Raw genomic sequence first — 17,296 nt, 5'->3', positions numbered from 1 at the left:
ATTAGCGGTCCACGTCTGACATAACAAAGTCGATACTACCGAGGTAAACGATCAGGTCGGATACCAGGCTGCCACGGATTACCGAAGGAATCTGCTGCAGGTGCGGGAAGCTCGGTGTACGCACACGCGTGCGGTAGCTCATCGTGCTGCCATCGCTGGTCAGGTAGTAACTGTTAATCCCTTTAGTCGCCTCAATCATCTGGAAGGATTCGTTGGCCGGCATCACCGGGCCCCAGGAAACCTGCAGGAAGTGAGTGATCAGGGTTTCAATGTGCTGCAGCGTGCGCTCTTTTGGCGGCGGGGTTGTCAGCGGATGATCTGCTTTAAACGGCCCTTCCGGCATGTTGTTCAGGCACTGTTCCAGAATACGCAGCGACTGCCACATCTCTTCCATTTTCAGCTGTACGCGCGTATAGGCATCGCTGATACCGGCACCCACGGGCACTTCGAAGTCGAAGTTTTCGTAGCCTGAATACGGACGCCATTTACGCACGTCAAAATCGAGACCGGTGGCACGCAGGGCTGCACCTGTGGTGCCCCAGGCCAGCGCTTCTTCCATATTGTAGGCTGCTACACCTTGCGAACGGCCCATCAGAACGGTGTTGCGCAGTGCCGCTTTGTCGTACTCTTTCAGGCGCTTTGGCATCCAGTCCAGGAAGTCACGCAGCAGGCGTTCCCAGCCTTTCGGCAGGTCGTGTGCCACACCGCCAATACGGAACCAGGCCGGGTGCATACGGAAACCGGTAATCGCCTCAACCACATCATAAATTTTCTGACGGTCGGTAAAGGCAAAGAACACCGGCGTCATTGCGCCAACGTCCTGAATAAAGGTTGAGATGTACAGCAGGTGACTGTTGATGCGGAACAGCTCTGAAAGCATCACGCGAATAACATTCACGCGGTCAGGCACCACGATACCAGCCAGTTTCTCAACGGCCAGTACGTAAGGCATTTCGTTAACGCAGCCACCAAGGTACTCAATACGGTCGGTGTAAGGAATGTAGCTGTGCCAGGACTGACGTTCGCCCATTTTCTCTGCGCCACGGTGGTGATAACCAATATCCGGGACGCAATCGACGATCTCTTCCCCATCCAACTGCAAAATGATGCGGAAAGCACCGTGCGCTGACGGGTGGTTTGGACCGAGGTTGAGGAACATGAAATCTTCGTTGGCGGTGCTGCGCTTCATGCCCCAGTCTTCCGGCTTGAAGGTCAGCGCTTCCATTTCCAGATCTTCTTTCTGCTTCGTCAGCGTGAAAGGATCGAATTCGGTCGCACGCGCAGGGTAGTCCTTGCGCAGCGGATGCCCTTCCCAGGTCTGCGGCATCATAATGCGCGTCAGATGCGGGTGACCATCGAAGGTGATACCAAACATCTCCCAGGTTTCGCGCTCATACCAGTTGGCATTGGCGAAAATATTGGTGATGGTCGGCACATGCATATCGTTTTCAGATAAAGCCACCTTGAGCATGATGTCGCGATTGCGTTCAATCGAGAGCAGGTGGTAGAAAACGGAAAAATCCGCGGCAGGTAAACCGGCGCGGTGGGTACGTAAGCGTTCGTCCATGCCATGCAGGTCATAGAGCATGACGTACGGCTTAGGAAGTTTTCGCAGGAATGTAATGATTTCCAGCAGCTGTTCACGCTTTACCCAAACAACCGGAATACCGGTACGGGTCGCCTGAACGGTAAAGGCATCCGGCCCAAAACGATTACGCAGCTCGCCGATCACCGGGTCATCCAGGTGATCCCGGGTTTGCCATAGCGGCTGAGCGAGATCTTGCGTGGTCAAATCTGTCATACGTTACTCACCATTCCGGCCTGATAACAGGCGCTCAAATGAAGGCGTCAGGATGGTGCCATGCATTAATTTGTGGTGTTGTCTGCTGCAGGCACTGATTCCATCCATACGGTTAACTTAAACTTCGTCTGGTGTACGCAGGTTGGTTACTGCAATACGTTCGCCACGCTTACGTTCACGCTCAGACTGCATATTGGCACGGTAAACGCCCTGGTCTCCGACCACCCACGAAAGGGGACGGCGCTCTTTGCCAATGGATTCCTGCAGCAGCAGCAGTGCCTGCATGTAAGCTTCAGGGCGCGGCGGGCAACCCGGTATATACACGTCAACCGGCAGAAACTTATCCACGCCCTGCACGACAGAATAGATATCGTACATGCCGCCTGAGTTGGCACAGGCACCCATGGAAATCACCCATTTCGGCTCCAGCATCTGATCGTACAAACGCTGAATCACCGGGGCCATTTTGGTAAACGGCGTACCGGCAATGACCATGAAGTCGGCCTGACGTGGCGATGCACGCATAACCTCTGCGCCGAAACGCGCAACGTCGTGCACGGCGGTGAAGGAGGTGGTCATCTCAACGTAGCAGCATGAAAGACCAAAGTTGTAAGGCCACAGGGAGTTTTTACGTCCCCAGTTCACCATGTCGTGCAGGGCGTGTTCGAGCTTGCCCATGTAGACGCTGCGATGAACGTGCTGCTCCAGCGGATCGCTGACGATTTCCTGCTTTTGCAGAGGGTAACGGTCGTTCTCACCACCGTTTGGGTCTATGCGGGTGAGCGTATAGTCCATCTTATTGCCTCTCTTTTACTGCTTATGAGGATTGGTGTGACTTACCGTGGGCGTTTTAACCACGATTCGCCGGCGTGCAGGCGTCCAGTCCAACGCGCCAATGCGCACCAGATAAACCAGGCCCGCCAGGAGCACCAAAATGAAAATTGCGGCTTCCACAAAGCCGACCCAGCCGCTTTCGCGGATAGAGGTCGCCCATGCGTATAAAAAGAGAGCTTCTACGTCGAAGATAACGAAGAACATCGCTACCAGGTAGAATTTTGCTGATAAGCGGAGGTGAGTGTCACCGACGGATTCAATGCCGGACTCAAAAGGTGTGTCTTTGTAACGGGCACGCGCTCTGCCGCCAAGCAGCCAGCCTCCGGTTAACATGAACGCACAGAGACCAAAAGCGATGACGATAAATACGACGAATGCCCAATGCTGAGCGATGATTTCGGTGGTAGTTGACATACTCATTGCTTACTCATCAAAAGTGGCGCGGGCATCCTGCTCGGGTTCTGGCAGCAAACTCACCACATCGATTCAAAGGGAAGGATAAAAACCTTACAAATTTTGCTGTTACTCTGCAATAAGCAGCAATTTTATGGGGTTTTTTACTCCTTTCTATAACCTTTTGTCAACTTTGACAAAAGTATCCAAACTTTATTTTACACCTGCATCATATTATTAACATATGATGCGCGTGTTTCCAGCTAAATCGCTTCAGTCTGTAAGGGTAATTTTAGTGTAGCGGGTATTTGCGCGCATGGATCGTGCAATTAACCCTCATATTTTGACAGGATTTCGGGGGTTTTCCTTCCCTTGGGAATGGCTATTTTGTTGATCCAGAACACAGAATTATCTTTTTTGTGTTAAATTTCAGCAGTTATCAGACTGATTCGAATCAAATATTTCACATTTTGCCTCTCGCCCGCCATTTACATCGCCCTGAAATGCCTGCGGACAGGCGATAAAACTTACCCTCTCCGGGCAGTTTTTATTTCGCAGGAAAAAGGCCAAAAAAAAAGCCTCTTGTTCTTTTTACAGAACAAGAGGCGTATTTACAGCCATTATCTTACCGGCGAATGACGTTTTTTTTGCGACAGCGTGAAAATGTTACTCTTCGTCATCCAGCAACAGCGTGCCGTCAGCGTTGGCCACCATGTTGTACGGATCGTGCGTGGACTGCATAGCATTAAAGATGGCCAGCGCCAGCTCGTTGTCGCTGTCGGCATTACGGCACAGCAGATACTGTGTATCCGGTAAAACCGGCAAGCCTTCCGCTGCGCCCATCACACGCAGTTCCGGGCTCATCATTTCTACCGGACGTGCCGTTACACCCAATCCTGCTTTAACTGCCGCACGAACGGCCGCCAGGGTTGATGCAACGTAAGAGATACGCCATGGGATACCGGCTTCGTTGAGATGATCAATTGCCATATCACGATACGGACTTGGTTCATCAAGCAGTACCAATGGAATAGCTTCTCCACGCTGGAACACATAATCCGCCGCGCAATACCACAGGGTCGGAGAGGTACGCAGAACCTGATGGGTAAAGTTACCCGGGCTTGACGTCGTGACGACTAAGTCAACTTCGCCCTGATTCAGCATTTCCATCATGAACGGATTGCGTTTCACGCGAACATCAATCGCCAGTTTTGGATAGACAGAGGTCACGCGGTTTAACAGGAACGGCAGAATGGTATCTGAGGTATCGTCAGAAGCGCCAATCGTCAGTACACCCTGGATGTTGCTGTACATTAGTGAAGTACAGGCTTCATCGTTAAAACGCAGGATTTTCCTGGCATAGCCCAGAAGCTGAATGCCGTGTTCAGTTAACAACTTGTTGCGGCCGTGTCTTGCGAACAACTCTTTACCAACCAGTTGTTCCAGACGCTGCATCTGCTGACTTACTGCCGATTGCGTTCTGCATACCGCAGCAGCCGCAGCCGCAAAGGTGTTCAAATCCGCAACAGCAACAAAAGTCCGGAGCAGATCGAGATCGAGATTGAGTATCGGACGATTTGCATTAGTCATGTTTTTTCTTCACTTATTAGATTTTTAAGAACTACTATCCTGGTGTTATTACAAGCTTATCAAAGCGATAAGCGGTAATGATGCTTCATGGCGTCCCGGCAAAGGGCCGACATAAAATTTACTTACGGAGGAAGACGGTACTTCCCTGCAAAACAGGAAAACCGGGTCCTGAAGACAGAGACAACTTCTGTACCGAAGGTACTGGATGCAAAAATGCGGGAAGCTGTGTAGTTGTCTTTTCCTACCCCCAAAGTGCCCTCAGGCAGGGGTAAACGGGTCTGTAATACGCTAACGGTACGCAGCGTTTAATCTCATCAAATAGTAAATTATACTTAATCATTTTTGACCGCAAAATGGAAATGTTTTTGTGAAAAGCATTGCATATTTTGATCAAATAGCATCTTACATCCCTTCGGGAACGTCCTGAGCGGACGTAACCTGCCTGAAAACAGGAAATACGACTTTTCAGCGATGAAACATGCATCGATAATGCTCCCGGTTGTCTCTTCCGGCCCTGAAAATCTTATAAAAAACCTTTGATATAAGATAGTTACCATCATGCACTATCGTTTTTTTTCAGGTAACGCTGAGTTGAGGTCGCTTTGTGCGTGCAAATTTTATGCATTAATAAAGCATAATTAAACTATTTCACTCATGACGCATCAAAGATTCTCAGATTGTTTTACGGCCTTAAGGTTCATTATCGGCAAAATAAAAGCAGACATTACCCAGTGTTTAATTTTTAATCGCAGCATAATAAACCAATAAAACTCAAAAAACCAGACGTTAAAACCGGGGTGCTTGATAACCAATACGCATTCCATCGTCTGGCTGGAGACAAAGATGCTGAACACGCCAAAACCGCGCCCTGCCCTTCTTTTGTCGGCCTGAGGAGAGTACATTGTGCAGGTTTGTTTTCAGCGGCAGGCACAAGGATTCTGCACATTAAGGCGGCCACAATGACTTTTCAAATTGATAAATCCGGCAAACTGGACAATGTCTGTTACGACATTCGTGGACCGGTTTTAAAAGAGGCTAAACGCCTTGAAGAAGAAGGTAATAAAGTTCTTAAGTTGAACATCGGCAATCCGGCCCCCTTTGGCTTCGAAGCGCCGGACGAGATTCTGGTTGATGTCATCCGTAACCTTCCCAGCGCTCAGGGATACTGCGACTCCAAAGGATTGTATTCTGCTCGTAAAGCCATCATGCAGCACTACCAGGCGCGTGACATGCGCGACGTCACGGTAGAAGACATCTATATTGGCAACGGTGTTTCTGAACTCATCGTCCAGGCCATGCAGGCGCTGCTGAACAGCGGTGACGAAATGCTGGTGCCGGCACCTGACTACCCGCTGTGGACCGCGGCCGTGTCGCTCTCAAGCGGCAAAGCCGTGCACTACCTGTGTGATGAGTCCGCAGGCTGGTTCCCGGATCTGGATGATATCCGCAGTAAAATTACGCCACGCACGCGCGGCATCGTGATTATCAATCCCAATAATCCAACCGGTGCGGTTTACAGCAAAGCACTGTTAATGGAAGTCGTTGAGATTGCCCGCCAGCATAACCTGATTATTTTCGCTGACGAGATCTACGATAAAATTCTGTACGACGACGCACAGCATCACTCTATTGCTGCACTGGCGCCGGACTTGCTGACCGTAACCTTTAACGGCCTGTCTAAAACCTATCGCGTAGCGGGTTTCCGCCAGGGCTGGATGGTGCTAAACGGCCCCAAAAAGCATGCTAAAGGGTATATCGAAGGGCTGGAGATGCTGGCATCCATGCGTCTGTGTGCCAACGTCCCCGCGCAGCATGCCATTCAGACTGCGTTGGGCGGCTATCAGAGCATCAGTGAATTTATTGTGCCTGGCGGGCGGCTCTATGAACAGCGTCAGCGCGCATGGGAACTGATCAATGATATTCCCGGCGTGAGTTGCGTGAAACCGCAGGGCGCGCTTTATATGTTCCCGCGTATTGATGCCAAAAAATTCAATATCCACGACGATCAGAAAATGGTGCTGGATTTTCTCCTACAGGAGAAAGTGCTACTGGTTCAGGGATCGGCGTTTAACTGGCCGTGGCCCGATCATCTGCGCATCGTGACGCTGCCGCGCGTCGACGACCTGGAAATGGCGATCAATAAGTTTGGCCGTTTTCTGCAAGGCTACCGCCAGTAGTCCGGATGCGCCTATACTGATGTGATTTCGGGGAGAGCACGTCTCTCCCCTGTCGCAAACAGGAATTACCATGACTCAGAGCCATTTCTTCGCCCACCTTTCCCGTCTCAAACTCATCAACCGCTGGCCGCTGATGCGCAACGTGCGCACCGAGAACGTCTCTGAACACAGTTTGCAGGTCGCGATGGTTGCCCACGCGCTGGCCATCATTAAAAACAAGAAGTTTAACGGCAACCTTAATGCCGAGCGCATCGCCATGATGGCGCTGTATCATGACGCCAGTGAAGTGCTGACCGGTGACTTACCCACGCCGGTGAAGTACTACAACGCGCAGATCGCCCACGAATACAAAAAGATTGAGAAAATCGCGCAGCAGAAGTTGATTGAGATGCTGCCGGGCGAGTTACAGGACGTTTACCGTCCGCTGATTGATGAGCATCTGCACAGTGAAGAAGAAAAAGCCGTCGTGAAACAAGCCGATGCGATCTGTGCCTACGTAAAATGCCTGGAAGAGCTGTCGGCCGGCAATAATGAGTTTTTGTTAGCAAAAGCGCGGCTGGAAAAAACCCTGAATCAGCGTCGTTCGCCCGAAATGAGCTATTTCGTGGAGGTATTCATCCCCAGCTTTAGCCTGTCTCTGGACGAAATCTCGCAGGACACGCCGCTCTGACAATGGCGGCTTCACGCCGCCCTTTTACCTAGCCTTGATGGTGAAACGCAAACTTGCCCGTCGATCGTTTGGTGACCACCAGCGATTCCAGTGAAGTCAGACGCAGCGCCACTTCGTCAATGCGTGGCGTATCATCAGGCGCATTCGCGGCGATCACCGCGCAGCCCGCAGCCAGCCCTGATATCACGCCTGCAGGCGCATCTTCAACCACCACGCAGTCGGCTGGCGACAGCCTTAACCTTTCTGCGCCCAGTAAGTAAGGATCGGGTTCTGGCTTGCCCTTCGCCACCTGTTCAGCCGTAATAAACACGGCAGGCTGAGGTAATCCTGCTGCTTTGTGACGTGCATGCGCCACTGGCACGGAGCCGGAGGTGACAATCGCCCAGGGAATTTGCAACGCATTCAGCTGCGTGAGCAACGCTTTTGCGCCAGGCAGCGCCCGCACGCCGTCCGTGTCTTCTGCTTCCGTTTTTTCCAGCGCCAGAAACTCGGCCTGAATTGCCGCTTCTGACTGGCCCGCCATAAAGTGGCGCAGTGAAGTAATAGCCTGCTTTCCGTGAATGAAGTTCAGAATCTCATCAGCCGCAATGCCATGACGTGCACCCCAGTTGCTCCAGGCGCGTTCAACCGCAGGTAGCGAATCCACTAAGGTGCCATCTAAATCAAATAAAAAACCACTGTACTCCACGCGTCACTCCTCATCAGGCGTTAATGATTTGCGCAATCTCGTTTACGCTTAAATGGTATTGGCGTGGACAAGTCTGCCACAAAGCCAGCATGCGTTGATACTTTTCCCACATCGGCGTTTGCGCATTAAAGCCATGCGTTCCCGCATCAAAATGGGTATAGCGCCCTTCGATGTTCACCATAAACCGCACATAACCGAGATAGCGGGATTCCGTTGCCGCATCAAAGCCAAGAAATGCCAGACGTCGGGGATCAATATCCCCCTGGACGTTGAGATTAGCCCAGGAGACCTGCAGCGCGTGGTGCATTTCCATCATGTCGATAAGCGTCCGGCAGGTCACTTCAGGGAGCTTGCCAAACTCTTTGTCCAGCTCACGCATTTGCAGGCCATAGCCACGCTCAATGATAGTCTGGTAGCGACGAAAACGTTCGGCACTCTCCGGTTCCAGCATTGCCATGATTTTGTACTGGTTAGTGAGGATCAAACGTTGCGCGTGGGTCATTTCCATCATCTTGTCCTTAAGCCCGCGGGCTGTTCAGGTTTTATACGATGGAAAGATAATTACACAGGGAAAGCGATGCGGGCGTCGCCACATCGCTTTTCATTGATTTAACCGCAGGTTTGCGTGCAATAATTTCTGCGCGGTGCGGATTAAAGATCGTCCAGAAAGGTGCGGTCCAACTGTTTAAAGGCGCGCTTAAGCAGATCGGCCAATGCCTGGTAAGTGGGTTTGCCTTCAACCGGTGCGATCGCCTGGCCTGCGGCTTCCAGCTTCGTGCGCACTTCATGAAACCAGCGCAGCAGCGTGGGAGGCAATGGCGTAACGGATCGCTTACCCAGCCACCATAATCCCTGCATAGGCAAACTACAGGCAAAGAGAGCCGTCGCCACTGCCGGGCCCAATTGCCCACCCATCGCGATCTGCCATGTGAGCGTAAAGACCGCCAGCGGCGGCATAAAGCGAATCGCAAAGCGCGTAGCCGTAGATACACGGTTCTCAGGAAAGACCGGTGCCAGGCGTTTATCGTTGGGCCAGGTCTTCATATAATGCTGTCCGCGTTGAAACATCCGGAACCAGCCGGTGTGAGATTCATTCGCCATGGCTCGCCTCAACTAATACTGTATTTTTTGAAAAATAATTATAACCACACAACTTTACGTAACATCCTTCAAATATTTTTGTCTTTAAAGGTGACTCCGGCTATTCTGACGCCGTTTCAACAGCGTCACTGCCGCAACTTCCCTTGTAACAGAGACGACAAGGCCCGTTTTAAGCGAAATTTCAATTTTATGCGCAAAGACTCAAATTTTTTTGCATGAAACGCACTATTTTGACCTGGGTATGACTTCTGTCATTAATCTGGCTGCGTCGATGGGCTACGCTGTAAGTCTGATTGCGTTATTTTTAGCCACTTTTAACAAATAGGTACTTCCATGTCGAGTAAGTTAGTACTGGTTCTGAATTGCGGCAGCTCTTCTCTCAAGTTTGCCATCCTCAATCCCACCAGCGGTGAAGAACTCCTCTCGGGTCTGGCTGAATGCTTCCACCTGCCCGAAGCACGGATCAAATGGAAACTTGATGGTCAGAAACAGGAAGCACCCTTGGGTGCTGGCGCAGCCCACAGCGAAGCGCTGAATTTCATTGTTAAAACAATTCTGGCACAAAAACCAGAGCTTTCAGCACAAATCGCTGCAATAGGTCACCGTATTGTTCACGGCGGTGAAAAACTTACGCAGTCAGTGGTCATTTCTCAGTCTGTTGTGCAGGGTATCAAAGATGCATCATCTTTTGCACCACTGCATAACCCAGCGGGCCTGATTGGCATTGATGAAGCCATGAAAAACTTTCCGCACTTGTCTGACAAGAATGTGGCGGTTTTTGACACCGCTTTCCATCAGACAATGCCGGAAGAGTCCTACCTGTATGCGCTGCCGTATGCCCTGTATAAAGAGCACGGCGTGCGCCGCTACGGTGCGCACGGTACCAGCCACTACTATGTCACCCACGAAGCGGCAAAAATGCTCAATAAGCCGCTGGATACGCTGAACATCATTACCTGTCATCTCGGTAACGGCGGGTCTGTTTCTGCTATCCGTAACGGTGAGTGTGTGGATACGTCTATGGGCCTGACCCCGCTGGAAGGCCTGGTCATGGGCACCCGCAGCGGCGATATGGATCCGGCCATTATCTTCTTCCTGCACGACACGCTGGGCATGAGCGTCGATGCCATTAACAAGATGCTGACCAAAGAGTCGGGTCTGTTAGGGCTGACCGAAGTCACCAGCGACTGCCGTTATGTCGAAGACAACTACGCCACTAAAGAAGATGCCAAACGCGCAATGGATGTCTTCTGCCACCGTCTGGCCAAATACATTGGCAGCTATACCGCGCTGATGGACGGTCGTCTCGACGGCGTGGTTTTCACTGGCGGTATCGGTGAAAATGCGGCGATGGTGCGTGAGCTGACCCTGGACAAGCTGGCGCTGCTGGGCTTTGACATTGACCACGAGAGCAACCTGGCGGCTCGCTTTGGCAAGTCAGGTTTTATCAACAAAGAAGGCACTCGCCCGGCAGTGGTGATCCCCACTAATGAAGAGTTAGTGATTGCCCGAGATGCCGCTCGCCTTACCGCCTGATCTCCTTTCGTCGTCAGCTCCGGCTGACGACGTTGTTTTGACACCCAGTGAAATCTGAGAGGTTCAATCGTGTCACGTACAATTATGCTCATTCCGACCGGCACCAGCGTCGGTCTGACCAGCGTTAGCCTTGGCGTTATTCGCGCCATGGAACGTAAAGGCGTTCGACTGAGCGTTTTCAAACCCATTGCACAACCGCGTGCGGGCGGCAATGCACCTGACCAGACTACCAGCATTGTGCGCAAGAGTTCAGGCATCCCGGCCGCAGAGCCGCTGTCGATGTCCCGTGTGGAATCGCTGCTGGGTTCTAATCAGCAAGACGTGCTGATGGAAGAAATTATTGCCCGCTACCACGCCAATGCGCAGGATGCAGAAGTGGTTCTGGTTGAAGGCCTGGTGCCTACGCGTAAGCACCAGTTTGCCAGCGCGCTGAACTATGAAATCGCCAAAACGTTAAACGCTGAAATCGTCTTCGTGACCGCGCTGGGTAACGATTCTCCCGCACAGCTCAAAGAGCGTATTGAACTGACACAAAGCAGCTTTGGCGGTTCGAAGAATAAAAGCATCACCGGTGTGATCATCAACAAGCTGAACGCGCCCGTTGATGAGCAGGGCCGCACGCGCCCTGACCTGTCTGAAATTTTCGATGACTCATCGAAGGCCAGCGTCGCGAATATCAATCCTGACCAGCTGTTTGCCAACAGCCCCTTGCCCATTTTGGGTTGTGTGCCCTGGAGCTTCGACCTGATTGCGACCCGCGCAATTGATATGTGCCGCCACCTGAACGCCCGGATTATTAACGAAGGTGAAATTCAGACCCGCCGTGTCAAATCAGTGACCTTCTGCGCTCGCAGCATCCCGCACATGCTTGAGCACTTTCGCCCGGGTTCGCTGCTGGTCACCTCGGCTGACCGCCCTGACGTGCTGGTTGCCGCCTGTCTGGCCGCGATGAACGGTATTGAGATCGGTGCCATTCTTTTAACCGGTAACTATGAAATTGACGAGCGCATCGCCAAACTGTGCGATCGCGCCTTCCAGACCGGCCTGCCGGTCTTCATGGTCAAAACCAATACCTGGCAGACCTCGCTCAGCCTGCAAAGCTTTAACCTTGAAGTACCGGTTGATGACACGCAGCGCATTGAAAAAGTACAGGAATACGTCGCAAGTTACATTAACGCGGACTGGATCGAGTCGTTGACCGCCACGTCTGAACGCAGTCGCCGCCTGTCGCCGCCGGCTTTCCGCTATCAATTAACCGAACTGGCTCGCAAGGCTGGCAAGCGCATCGTTCTGCCGGAAGGGGATGAACCCCGTACCGTTAAAGCCGCAGCAATCTGCGCCGACCGCGGCATTGCGACCTGTGTCCTGCTGGGTAATCCGGATGAAATCCAGCGCGTTGCGGCAGCCCAGGGCGTTGAGCTGGGTAAAGGCATTGAGATAGTCGATCCTGAAGTGGTGCGTCAGAACTATGTTCCGCGTCTGGTTGAACTGCGCAAAAGCAAAGGCATGACCGAAGTGGTTGCGCAGGAACAGCTGGAAGATAACGTGGTGCTGGGCACCATGATGCTGGAAAGCGGGGAAGTTGACGGGCTGGTCTCGGGCGCGGTACATACCACGGCCAATACCATTCGTCCGCCGTTACAGCTGATCAAAACCGCGCCCAACAGCTCACTGGTGTCATCCGTGTTCTTTATGTTGCTGCCGGAGCAGGTGCTGGTCTACGGCGATTGCGCGATCAACCCGGATCCAACGGCTGAACAGCTGGCAGAAATTGCCATTCAGTCTGCCGATTCAGCGAAAGCCTTCGGCATCGATCCACGCGTCGCCATGATCTCCTACTCAACCGGCAATTCAGGTGCCGGTAGCGATGTGGAGAAAGTGCGTGAAGCCACGCGTCTTGCGCAGGAAAAACGCCCGGATCTGGTGATTGATGGGCCGTTGCAGTACGACGCGGCGATTATGGAAGACGTGGCAAAATCCAAGGCGCCCAACTCGCAGGTTGCCGGACGCGCAACAGTCTTTATTTTCCCGGATCTCAACACCGGGAACACCACCTACAAAGCGGTGCAGCGTTCCGCTGACCTGATTTCAATCGGGCCAATGCTGCAGGGCATGCGTAAGCCGGTTAACGACCTGTCACGCGGCGCCCTGGTAGACGATATCGTCTACACCATCGCCCTGACGGCGATTCAGTCGCAACAGGCAGAAGGTTAATCCCTTCCCGTTGAACAAGAGCATGCAGACGGCATGCTCTTTTTTTTATGCCTATTGCAGCGTAACGTCGAGCGCGCGCAGGTGCTGAGGTTGCCAGGATAACGTCACTTCACTGCCCGCCGTCCAGCCGGGTGAGACCGCCGATGAGGCCATTTTCACCATAAAATTTCCCTGGCCGGCAACTTCCGTCAGCATTCTCACGTGGTCGCCCAAATAGATAAACTGCTGGATTCGGGCCTGGACCGACTGATCGCCCGGTTTAGCTGCATTAACGTTGATGCGTTCAGGGCGGATACTGAGCTGTATTTTCTTGCCCGGAGAACTGGGCCGCACCTTCAGCGCATCCAGCTGGATACCGTTATCCAACGTCACCTGATAGTAATCACCCTGCTGCCCTGACTGGGTTGCCAGCAGGCTGTTATTCTCGCCAATAAACTGCGCCACGAAAGCGTTGTCGGGCTGTTCATAAAGCTTATTCGGGCTGTCCATTTGCTGAATCATGCCGTCGTTAAACACCGCCACCCGGTCAGACATGGTCATGGCTTCGCTTTGATCGTGAGTAACGTAAACAATGGTCAGCCCGAGCATGTTATGCAGCTGCTTAATTTCCATCTGCATGTGTTCACGCAGCTGTTTATCCAGCGCCCCCAGCGGCTCGTCCATAAGTATCAGTTTGGGTTCAAATACCAGCGCCCGCGCCAGGGCCACCCGCTGCTGCTGGCCGCCAGACATCTGTGCGGGATAACGGTCTGCCAGCGAAGTGAGTTTAATCATATCCAGCACCCGTTTAACTCGCTGGGCAATGTCGGCCTTGCTCAAACGGCGAATCGACAAAGGAAACGCCAGATTTTCGGCCACCGTCATGTGGGGAAAAAGCGCGTAGTTCTGGAATACCATACCGATATCACGCTGATGCGGCGGCAACGTGTGCAAAGGTTTATCACGCAGCAGTATCTCGCCATCGGTGGGCGTTTCAAATCCTGCCAGCATCATGAGGCTGGTCGTTTTCCCGGAGCCTGACGGCCCTAACAGGGTCAAAAACTCGCCTTCTGCCACATCCAGATTGAGGTTGCGCACCACCAGCTTGTCGCCGTCGTAGCTCTTTTTGATATTCCGAAAACTGACAAAATTTCTCATGGCGTAATCTCGTAAACAGGATGAAAAAGGGTTTCGGCACGATTCATGCATCATCCTTTTGACGTGCGAATCCTGTCGGGCCTTTTTTTAGCACTACCACAACGCATTTGATTTGCACAAGCAGAATTTGACAATCTAAAAAGAAATGGCTTACAAATTTACCTTGCAGGCCATTGTATTTTATTGCCTTTTTAAATTTAACATTAAATTAACGTGATAACTGTCACAGAATCAGGCAATAGCAGGGAATGCGCACTGATGGTGCATCAGGGCGAGACAGACGCCACCTGCAGGTGATGTTGCAACCGGGTAAGGATAGGCGCGAACGCGGCGGGAATGTCGGCTTCATCAACACAGGCATAACCCAGCAGCAATCCTCGCTGCGGCGTGCCCTGAAGATAATAGGACGACAGTGGACGTGTTAGTACTCCGCCCTGTTCCAGCTCTGCGCTAAAGGCCACATCGTCAATGCTGTCCGGCAGCCTGAGAACCAGATGCAACCCCGCATTGCTGTGATGCACTATCCAGTCGGCGCCCAGCGATGTGCTAATCACCTCCACCAGCGCAGCACGGCGGCGGCTGTAAATCTGCCGCATGCGTCTCACGTGGGCCGCATAGTGCCCTTCCCGAATAAATTCCGCCAGCGTGAGTTGTACTAACCCGTATCCGCCGCGATACAGCTCGGAGTGCGCCATTTTCATGCGTGCCGCCAGGGATTTAGGCACCACCATGTAGCTGAGCCGGATGCCGGGATACAAGGTTTTACTGAAGGTGCCCAGGTAAATCACCGGGGCATCCGCCGCCAGGCCCTGTAGCGCAGGAATAGGACTTCCGGTGAAGCGGAACTCGCCATCGTAGTCATCTTCCACCACCCAACTGCCGCTGCTTTTTGCGCGCTCCAGTAATTCATGGCGCCGCTGCAGGCTCATGACCGCCCCGAGAGGATACTGGTGAGAAGGCGTCACACAGATCAGACGAGGCACCGGGCTGTCTGGCTGCTCGGGCGGCAAAACCAGCCCCTGATCGTCAACCTGCGTGGGGATCAGCGTGATGCCGTTCACCGCCAGCACATTGCGGATCCCCCAGTATCCCGGCTCTTCGACGATGGCCCTGTCTCCCGGATCGCAAAGCATTTTCGCCAGCAGATCCAGCGACTGATGGGTTCCGGCGGTAATCAGTACCTGTTCGGGAGTGCAGTTCACCGAACGGATCACCCGCAGGTAATCCGCCAGCGCCAGTTGTAACTCAACACAGCCGCCGTGGCTGGCATAGCTCAGGTTCTCAACTGGCAGCCGTCGGCTCAGGCGGAGCTGAATTTTGCGCCAGATATCGTGCGGCATATGGCTGACGTCCGGCACACCGGGCATAAATGCCCCCCACTGATGGCTCCCGGCACCGCTGTTCGCCAGCAGGCGTGAACCCCGTCGCGACAGTCTGACGGGTTTCATCGGCGGCGTGACGGGCCTGATCAGCGGCCCACCCGGCACCTGTTCCGGCAGCACGGCACTGACGAAGGTGCCGCTCCCGGTTCGGGTTTGTACATAGCCCTCAGACTGAAGCTGTTCATAGACTGCCAGCACGGTATTACGTGAGACAGAAAGTTCGCGAGCAAGGTCGCGGCTGGCGGGCAGTCGCGTCGCGGTGGCAATGGATCCGTCCTGAATCGCTGCCTGCAGGACATCATACAATCGCTTATTCAGCGTACCGCTGGAAAGCGAGGCCAGACGTTGTGCAAGCAGGTCACCGAGTAAGCTTCGCAAAATTGGTACCTCAAAATAAAAAAAACTGGCTCTGGATTATAAAACCCTGAAAACGCTAAAAAGCAAGGAGGCAGATTCCACTGTAACAATATGGCAACAAACACCATGAGGTCGCGTTATGAGTAACAGTGAAGTGCAGGTCCGTCGTCTCAATGCTACGCCGCGGGGCGTAGGCGTGATGTGCGATTTCTATGCGGTAAAAGCAGAAAACGCTACGTTATGGGATCACCAGGGCCGTGAAATTATCGATTTCAGCGCAGGCATTGCCGTGCTGAATACCGGACATCGCCATCCCAAAGTGATCGCCGCCATCAAAGAACAGCTCGATCATTTTACCCACACCGCGTTTCAGGTTGTACCTTACGAAAATTATATTGCCCTGGCGGAAAAACTGAATGCGCTGGTGCCGGTAAACGGCCCCGCCAAGACCACCTTTTTCTCCACCGGCGCAGAAGCCGTTGAGAACGCGGTCAAAATTGCCCGCGCGGCAACCGGCCGTCCCGGCGTGATCGCCTTTACGGGGGCCTTTCACGGCCGCACCAACATGACGATGTCGCTGACGGGCAAAGTGGTCCCCTACAAAACCGGTTTCGGCCCCTTTGCCGGCTCAGTATTTCACGCCCGCTACCCGAATGCACTGCATGGCTGTAGCGTCGATGATGCGCTGGAGAGTTTACAAACCATTTTCCGCTGCGATATCAGCCCGCAACAGGTTGCGGCCATTATCTATGAACCCATTCAGGGTGAAGGCGGCTTCAATGTCGCGCCGCCAGCGTTTGTGACCGCCCTGCGCACGCTGTGCGATCAACATGGCATTCTGCTGATCGCCGATGAAATCCAGAGTGGTTTTGCCCGCACCGGCAAGCTGTTTGCGAGTGAATACTATCCTGACGTGCAGCCAGACCTGATCACCATGGCAAAAAGCCTGGCGGGCGGTATGCCGCTATCGGCGGTTTCAGGACGGGCTGAGGTAATGGATGCGCCCCTGCCCGGCGGCCTGGGTGGCACCTATGCAGGAAGCCCGCCGGCCATTGCCGCTGCGCTGGCCGTGCTGGAGGTCATTCGCGATGAAAACCTGTGCGAGCGCGCCCTGCTGTTAGGCGGGCAACTGACGGAAACGCTGCAGGGCGCAGGCTGTAGTGCGCTGGCAGAGGTGCGCGGTCGTGGTTCTATGATTGCAGCTGAATTCACCAACAGCGAAGGCCAACCCAGCGCAGACATCGCCAAAGCTATTCAGCAGGAGGCACTGGACGAAGGGTTGCTGCTGCTCACCTGCGGCGTACACGGCAACGTTATTCGCTTCCTCTACCCTCTCACCATTCCGGACGCGCAGTTCCGCACGGCACTGAATCTGCTGAACCGTATCCTGGGCAAGTATTAGGTTTCGCGGGCTGA

At 53.2% G+C, this 17,296-nt stretch carries 14 protein-coding genes; 5 read left to right on the top strand and 9 right to left on the bottom strand.

Annotated elements, in window-relative coordinates:
• Nucleotide 1: 1 nt before the first annotated feature.
• The 4 genes from nuoC to lrhA form a co-directional block, all read right to left on the bottom strand.
• On the bottom strand, nt 2-1,801 hold the full coding sequence (gene nuoC / locus GKC68_RS07465) for an NADH-quinone oxidoreductase subunit C/D (protein ID WP_013026513.1): 1,800 nt from the start codon (nt 1,799-1,801) through the stop codon (nt 2-4).
• A gap of 117 nt (nt 1,802-1,918) precedes the next feature.
• Nucleotides 1,919-2,596, bottom strand: a complete 678-nt coding sequence (locus GKC68_RS07460) for an NADH-quinone oxidoreductase subunit B (RefSeq protein ID WP_006120026.1) — start codon at nt 2,594-2,596, stop codon at nt 1,919-1,921.
• 15 nt (nt 2,597-2,611) lie between these two features.
• Complete coding sequence (locus GKC68_RS07455; RefSeq protein WP_013026514.1) at nt 2,612-3,055, bottom strand: NADH-quinone oxidoreductase subunit A; 444 nt, start codon at nt 3,053-3,055, stop codon at nt 2,612-2,614.
• A gap of 639 nt (nt 3,056-3,694) precedes the next feature.
• Nucleotides 3,695-4,618, bottom strand: coding sequence for a transcriptional regulator LrhA (gene lrhA, locus GKC68_RS07450; protein WP_013026515.1), 924 nt, complete (start codon nt 4,616-4,618; stop codon nt 3,695-3,697).
• A 959-nt stretch (nt 4,619-5,577) separates the two neighbouring features.
• Here lrhA and GKC68_RS07445 point away from each other — a divergent pair.
• Complete coding sequence (locus tag GKC68_RS07445; RefSeq protein ID WP_047714199.1) at nt 5,578-6,795, top strand: pyridoxal phosphate-dependent aminotransferase; 1,218 nt, start codon at nt 5,578-5,580, stop codon at nt 6,793-6,795.
• A 70-nt stretch (nt 6,796-6,865) separates the two neighbouring features.
• Entirely contained in the window at nt 6,866-7,465 is a 600-nt protein-coding gene (gene yfbR / locus GKC68_RS07440; protein ID WP_028724979.1) for a 5'-deoxynucleotidase, read from the top strand.
• Nucleotides 7,466-7,493: 28 nt separating this feature from the next.
• Here the strand turns inward: yfbR and GKC68_RS07435 are convergent, their stop codons facing one another.
• From GKC68_RS07435 to yfbV, 3 genes are all read right to left on the bottom strand, one after another.
• Nucleotides 7,494-8,153: a sugar phosphatase gene (locus tag GKC68_RS07435; protein WP_064365693.1), complete on the bottom strand. Its 660-nt coding sequence runs from the start codon at nt 8,151-8,153 to the stop codon at nt 7,494-7,496.
• A 13-nt stretch (nt 8,154-8,166) separates the two neighbouring features.
• Nucleotides 8,167-8,661, bottom strand: a complete 495-nt coding sequence (locus GKC68_RS07430; protein WP_342656879.1) for a YfbU family protein — start codon at nt 8,659-8,661, stop codon at nt 8,167-8,169.
• 143 nt (nt 8,662-8,804) lie between these two features.
• Nucleotides 8,805-9,254 carry a terminus macrodomain insulation protein YfbV gene (yfbV, locus tag GKC68_RS07425; RefSeq protein WP_014605378.1) on the bottom strand — a complete coding sequence of 150 codons (450 nt, stop codon included), beginning with the start codon at nt 9,252-9,254 and terminating at the stop codon, nt 8,805-8,807.
• A 333-nt stretch (nt 9,255-9,587) separates the two neighbouring features.
• Between yfbV and ackA the strand changes: the two genes are divergently transcribed.
• Nucleotides 9,588-10,790 carry an acetate kinase gene (gene ackA / locus GKC68_RS07420; protein ID WP_342656721.1) on the top strand — a complete coding sequence of 401 codons (1,203 nt, stop codon included), beginning with the start codon at nt 9,588-9,590 and terminating at the stop codon, nt 10,788-10,790.
• 69 nt (nt 10,791-10,859) lie between these two features.
• A complete protein-coding gene (gene pta / locus GKC68_RS07415; RefSeq protein ID WP_028724983.1) occupies nt 10,860-13,004 on the top strand; it encodes a phosphate acetyltransferase in 2,145 nt (714 codons plus the stop codon).
• A gap of 51 nt (nt 13,005-13,055) precedes the next feature.
• Here the strand turns inward: pta and GKC68_RS07410 are convergent, their stop codons facing one another.
• Together GKC68_RS07410 and GKC68_RS07405 are read right to left on the bottom strand one after the other, a co-directional pair.
• Nucleotides 13,056-14,141, bottom strand: coding sequence for an ABC transporter ATP-binding protein (locus GKC68_RS07410; RefSeq protein WP_028724984.1), 1,086 nt, complete (start codon nt 14,139-14,141; stop codon nt 13,056-13,058).
• Nucleotides 14,142-14,407: 266 nt separating this feature from the next.
• Entirely contained in the window at nt 14,408-15,901 is a 1,494-nt protein-coding gene (locus tag GKC68_RS07405; RefSeq protein WP_064365690.1) for a PLP-dependent aminotransferase family protein, read from the bottom strand.
• A 118-nt stretch (nt 15,902-16,019) separates the two neighbouring features.
• Here GKC68_RS07405 and GKC68_RS07400 point away from each other — a divergent pair, with 118 nt between their 5' ends.
• Nucleotides 16,020-17,282 carry a 4-aminobutyrate--2-oxoglutarate transaminase gene (locus GKC68_RS07400; protein WP_110957342.1) on the top strand — a complete coding sequence of 421 codons (1,263 nt, stop codon included), beginning with the start codon at nt 16,020-16,022 and terminating at the stop codon, nt 17,280-17,282.
• Nucleotides 17,283-17,296: the final 14 nt, after the last annotated feature.

The organism is Pantoea sp. RSPAM1, from assembly GCF_038816185.1.
In the GTDB taxonomy this organism is placed as follows: domain Bacteria; phylum Pseudomonadota; class Gammaproteobacteria; order Enterobacterales; family Enterobacteriaceae; genus Pantoea; species Pantoea ananatis.
Note: the sequence above shows the minus strand (reverse complement) of the source record. Positions and strands in the feature narration are given on the sequence as shown.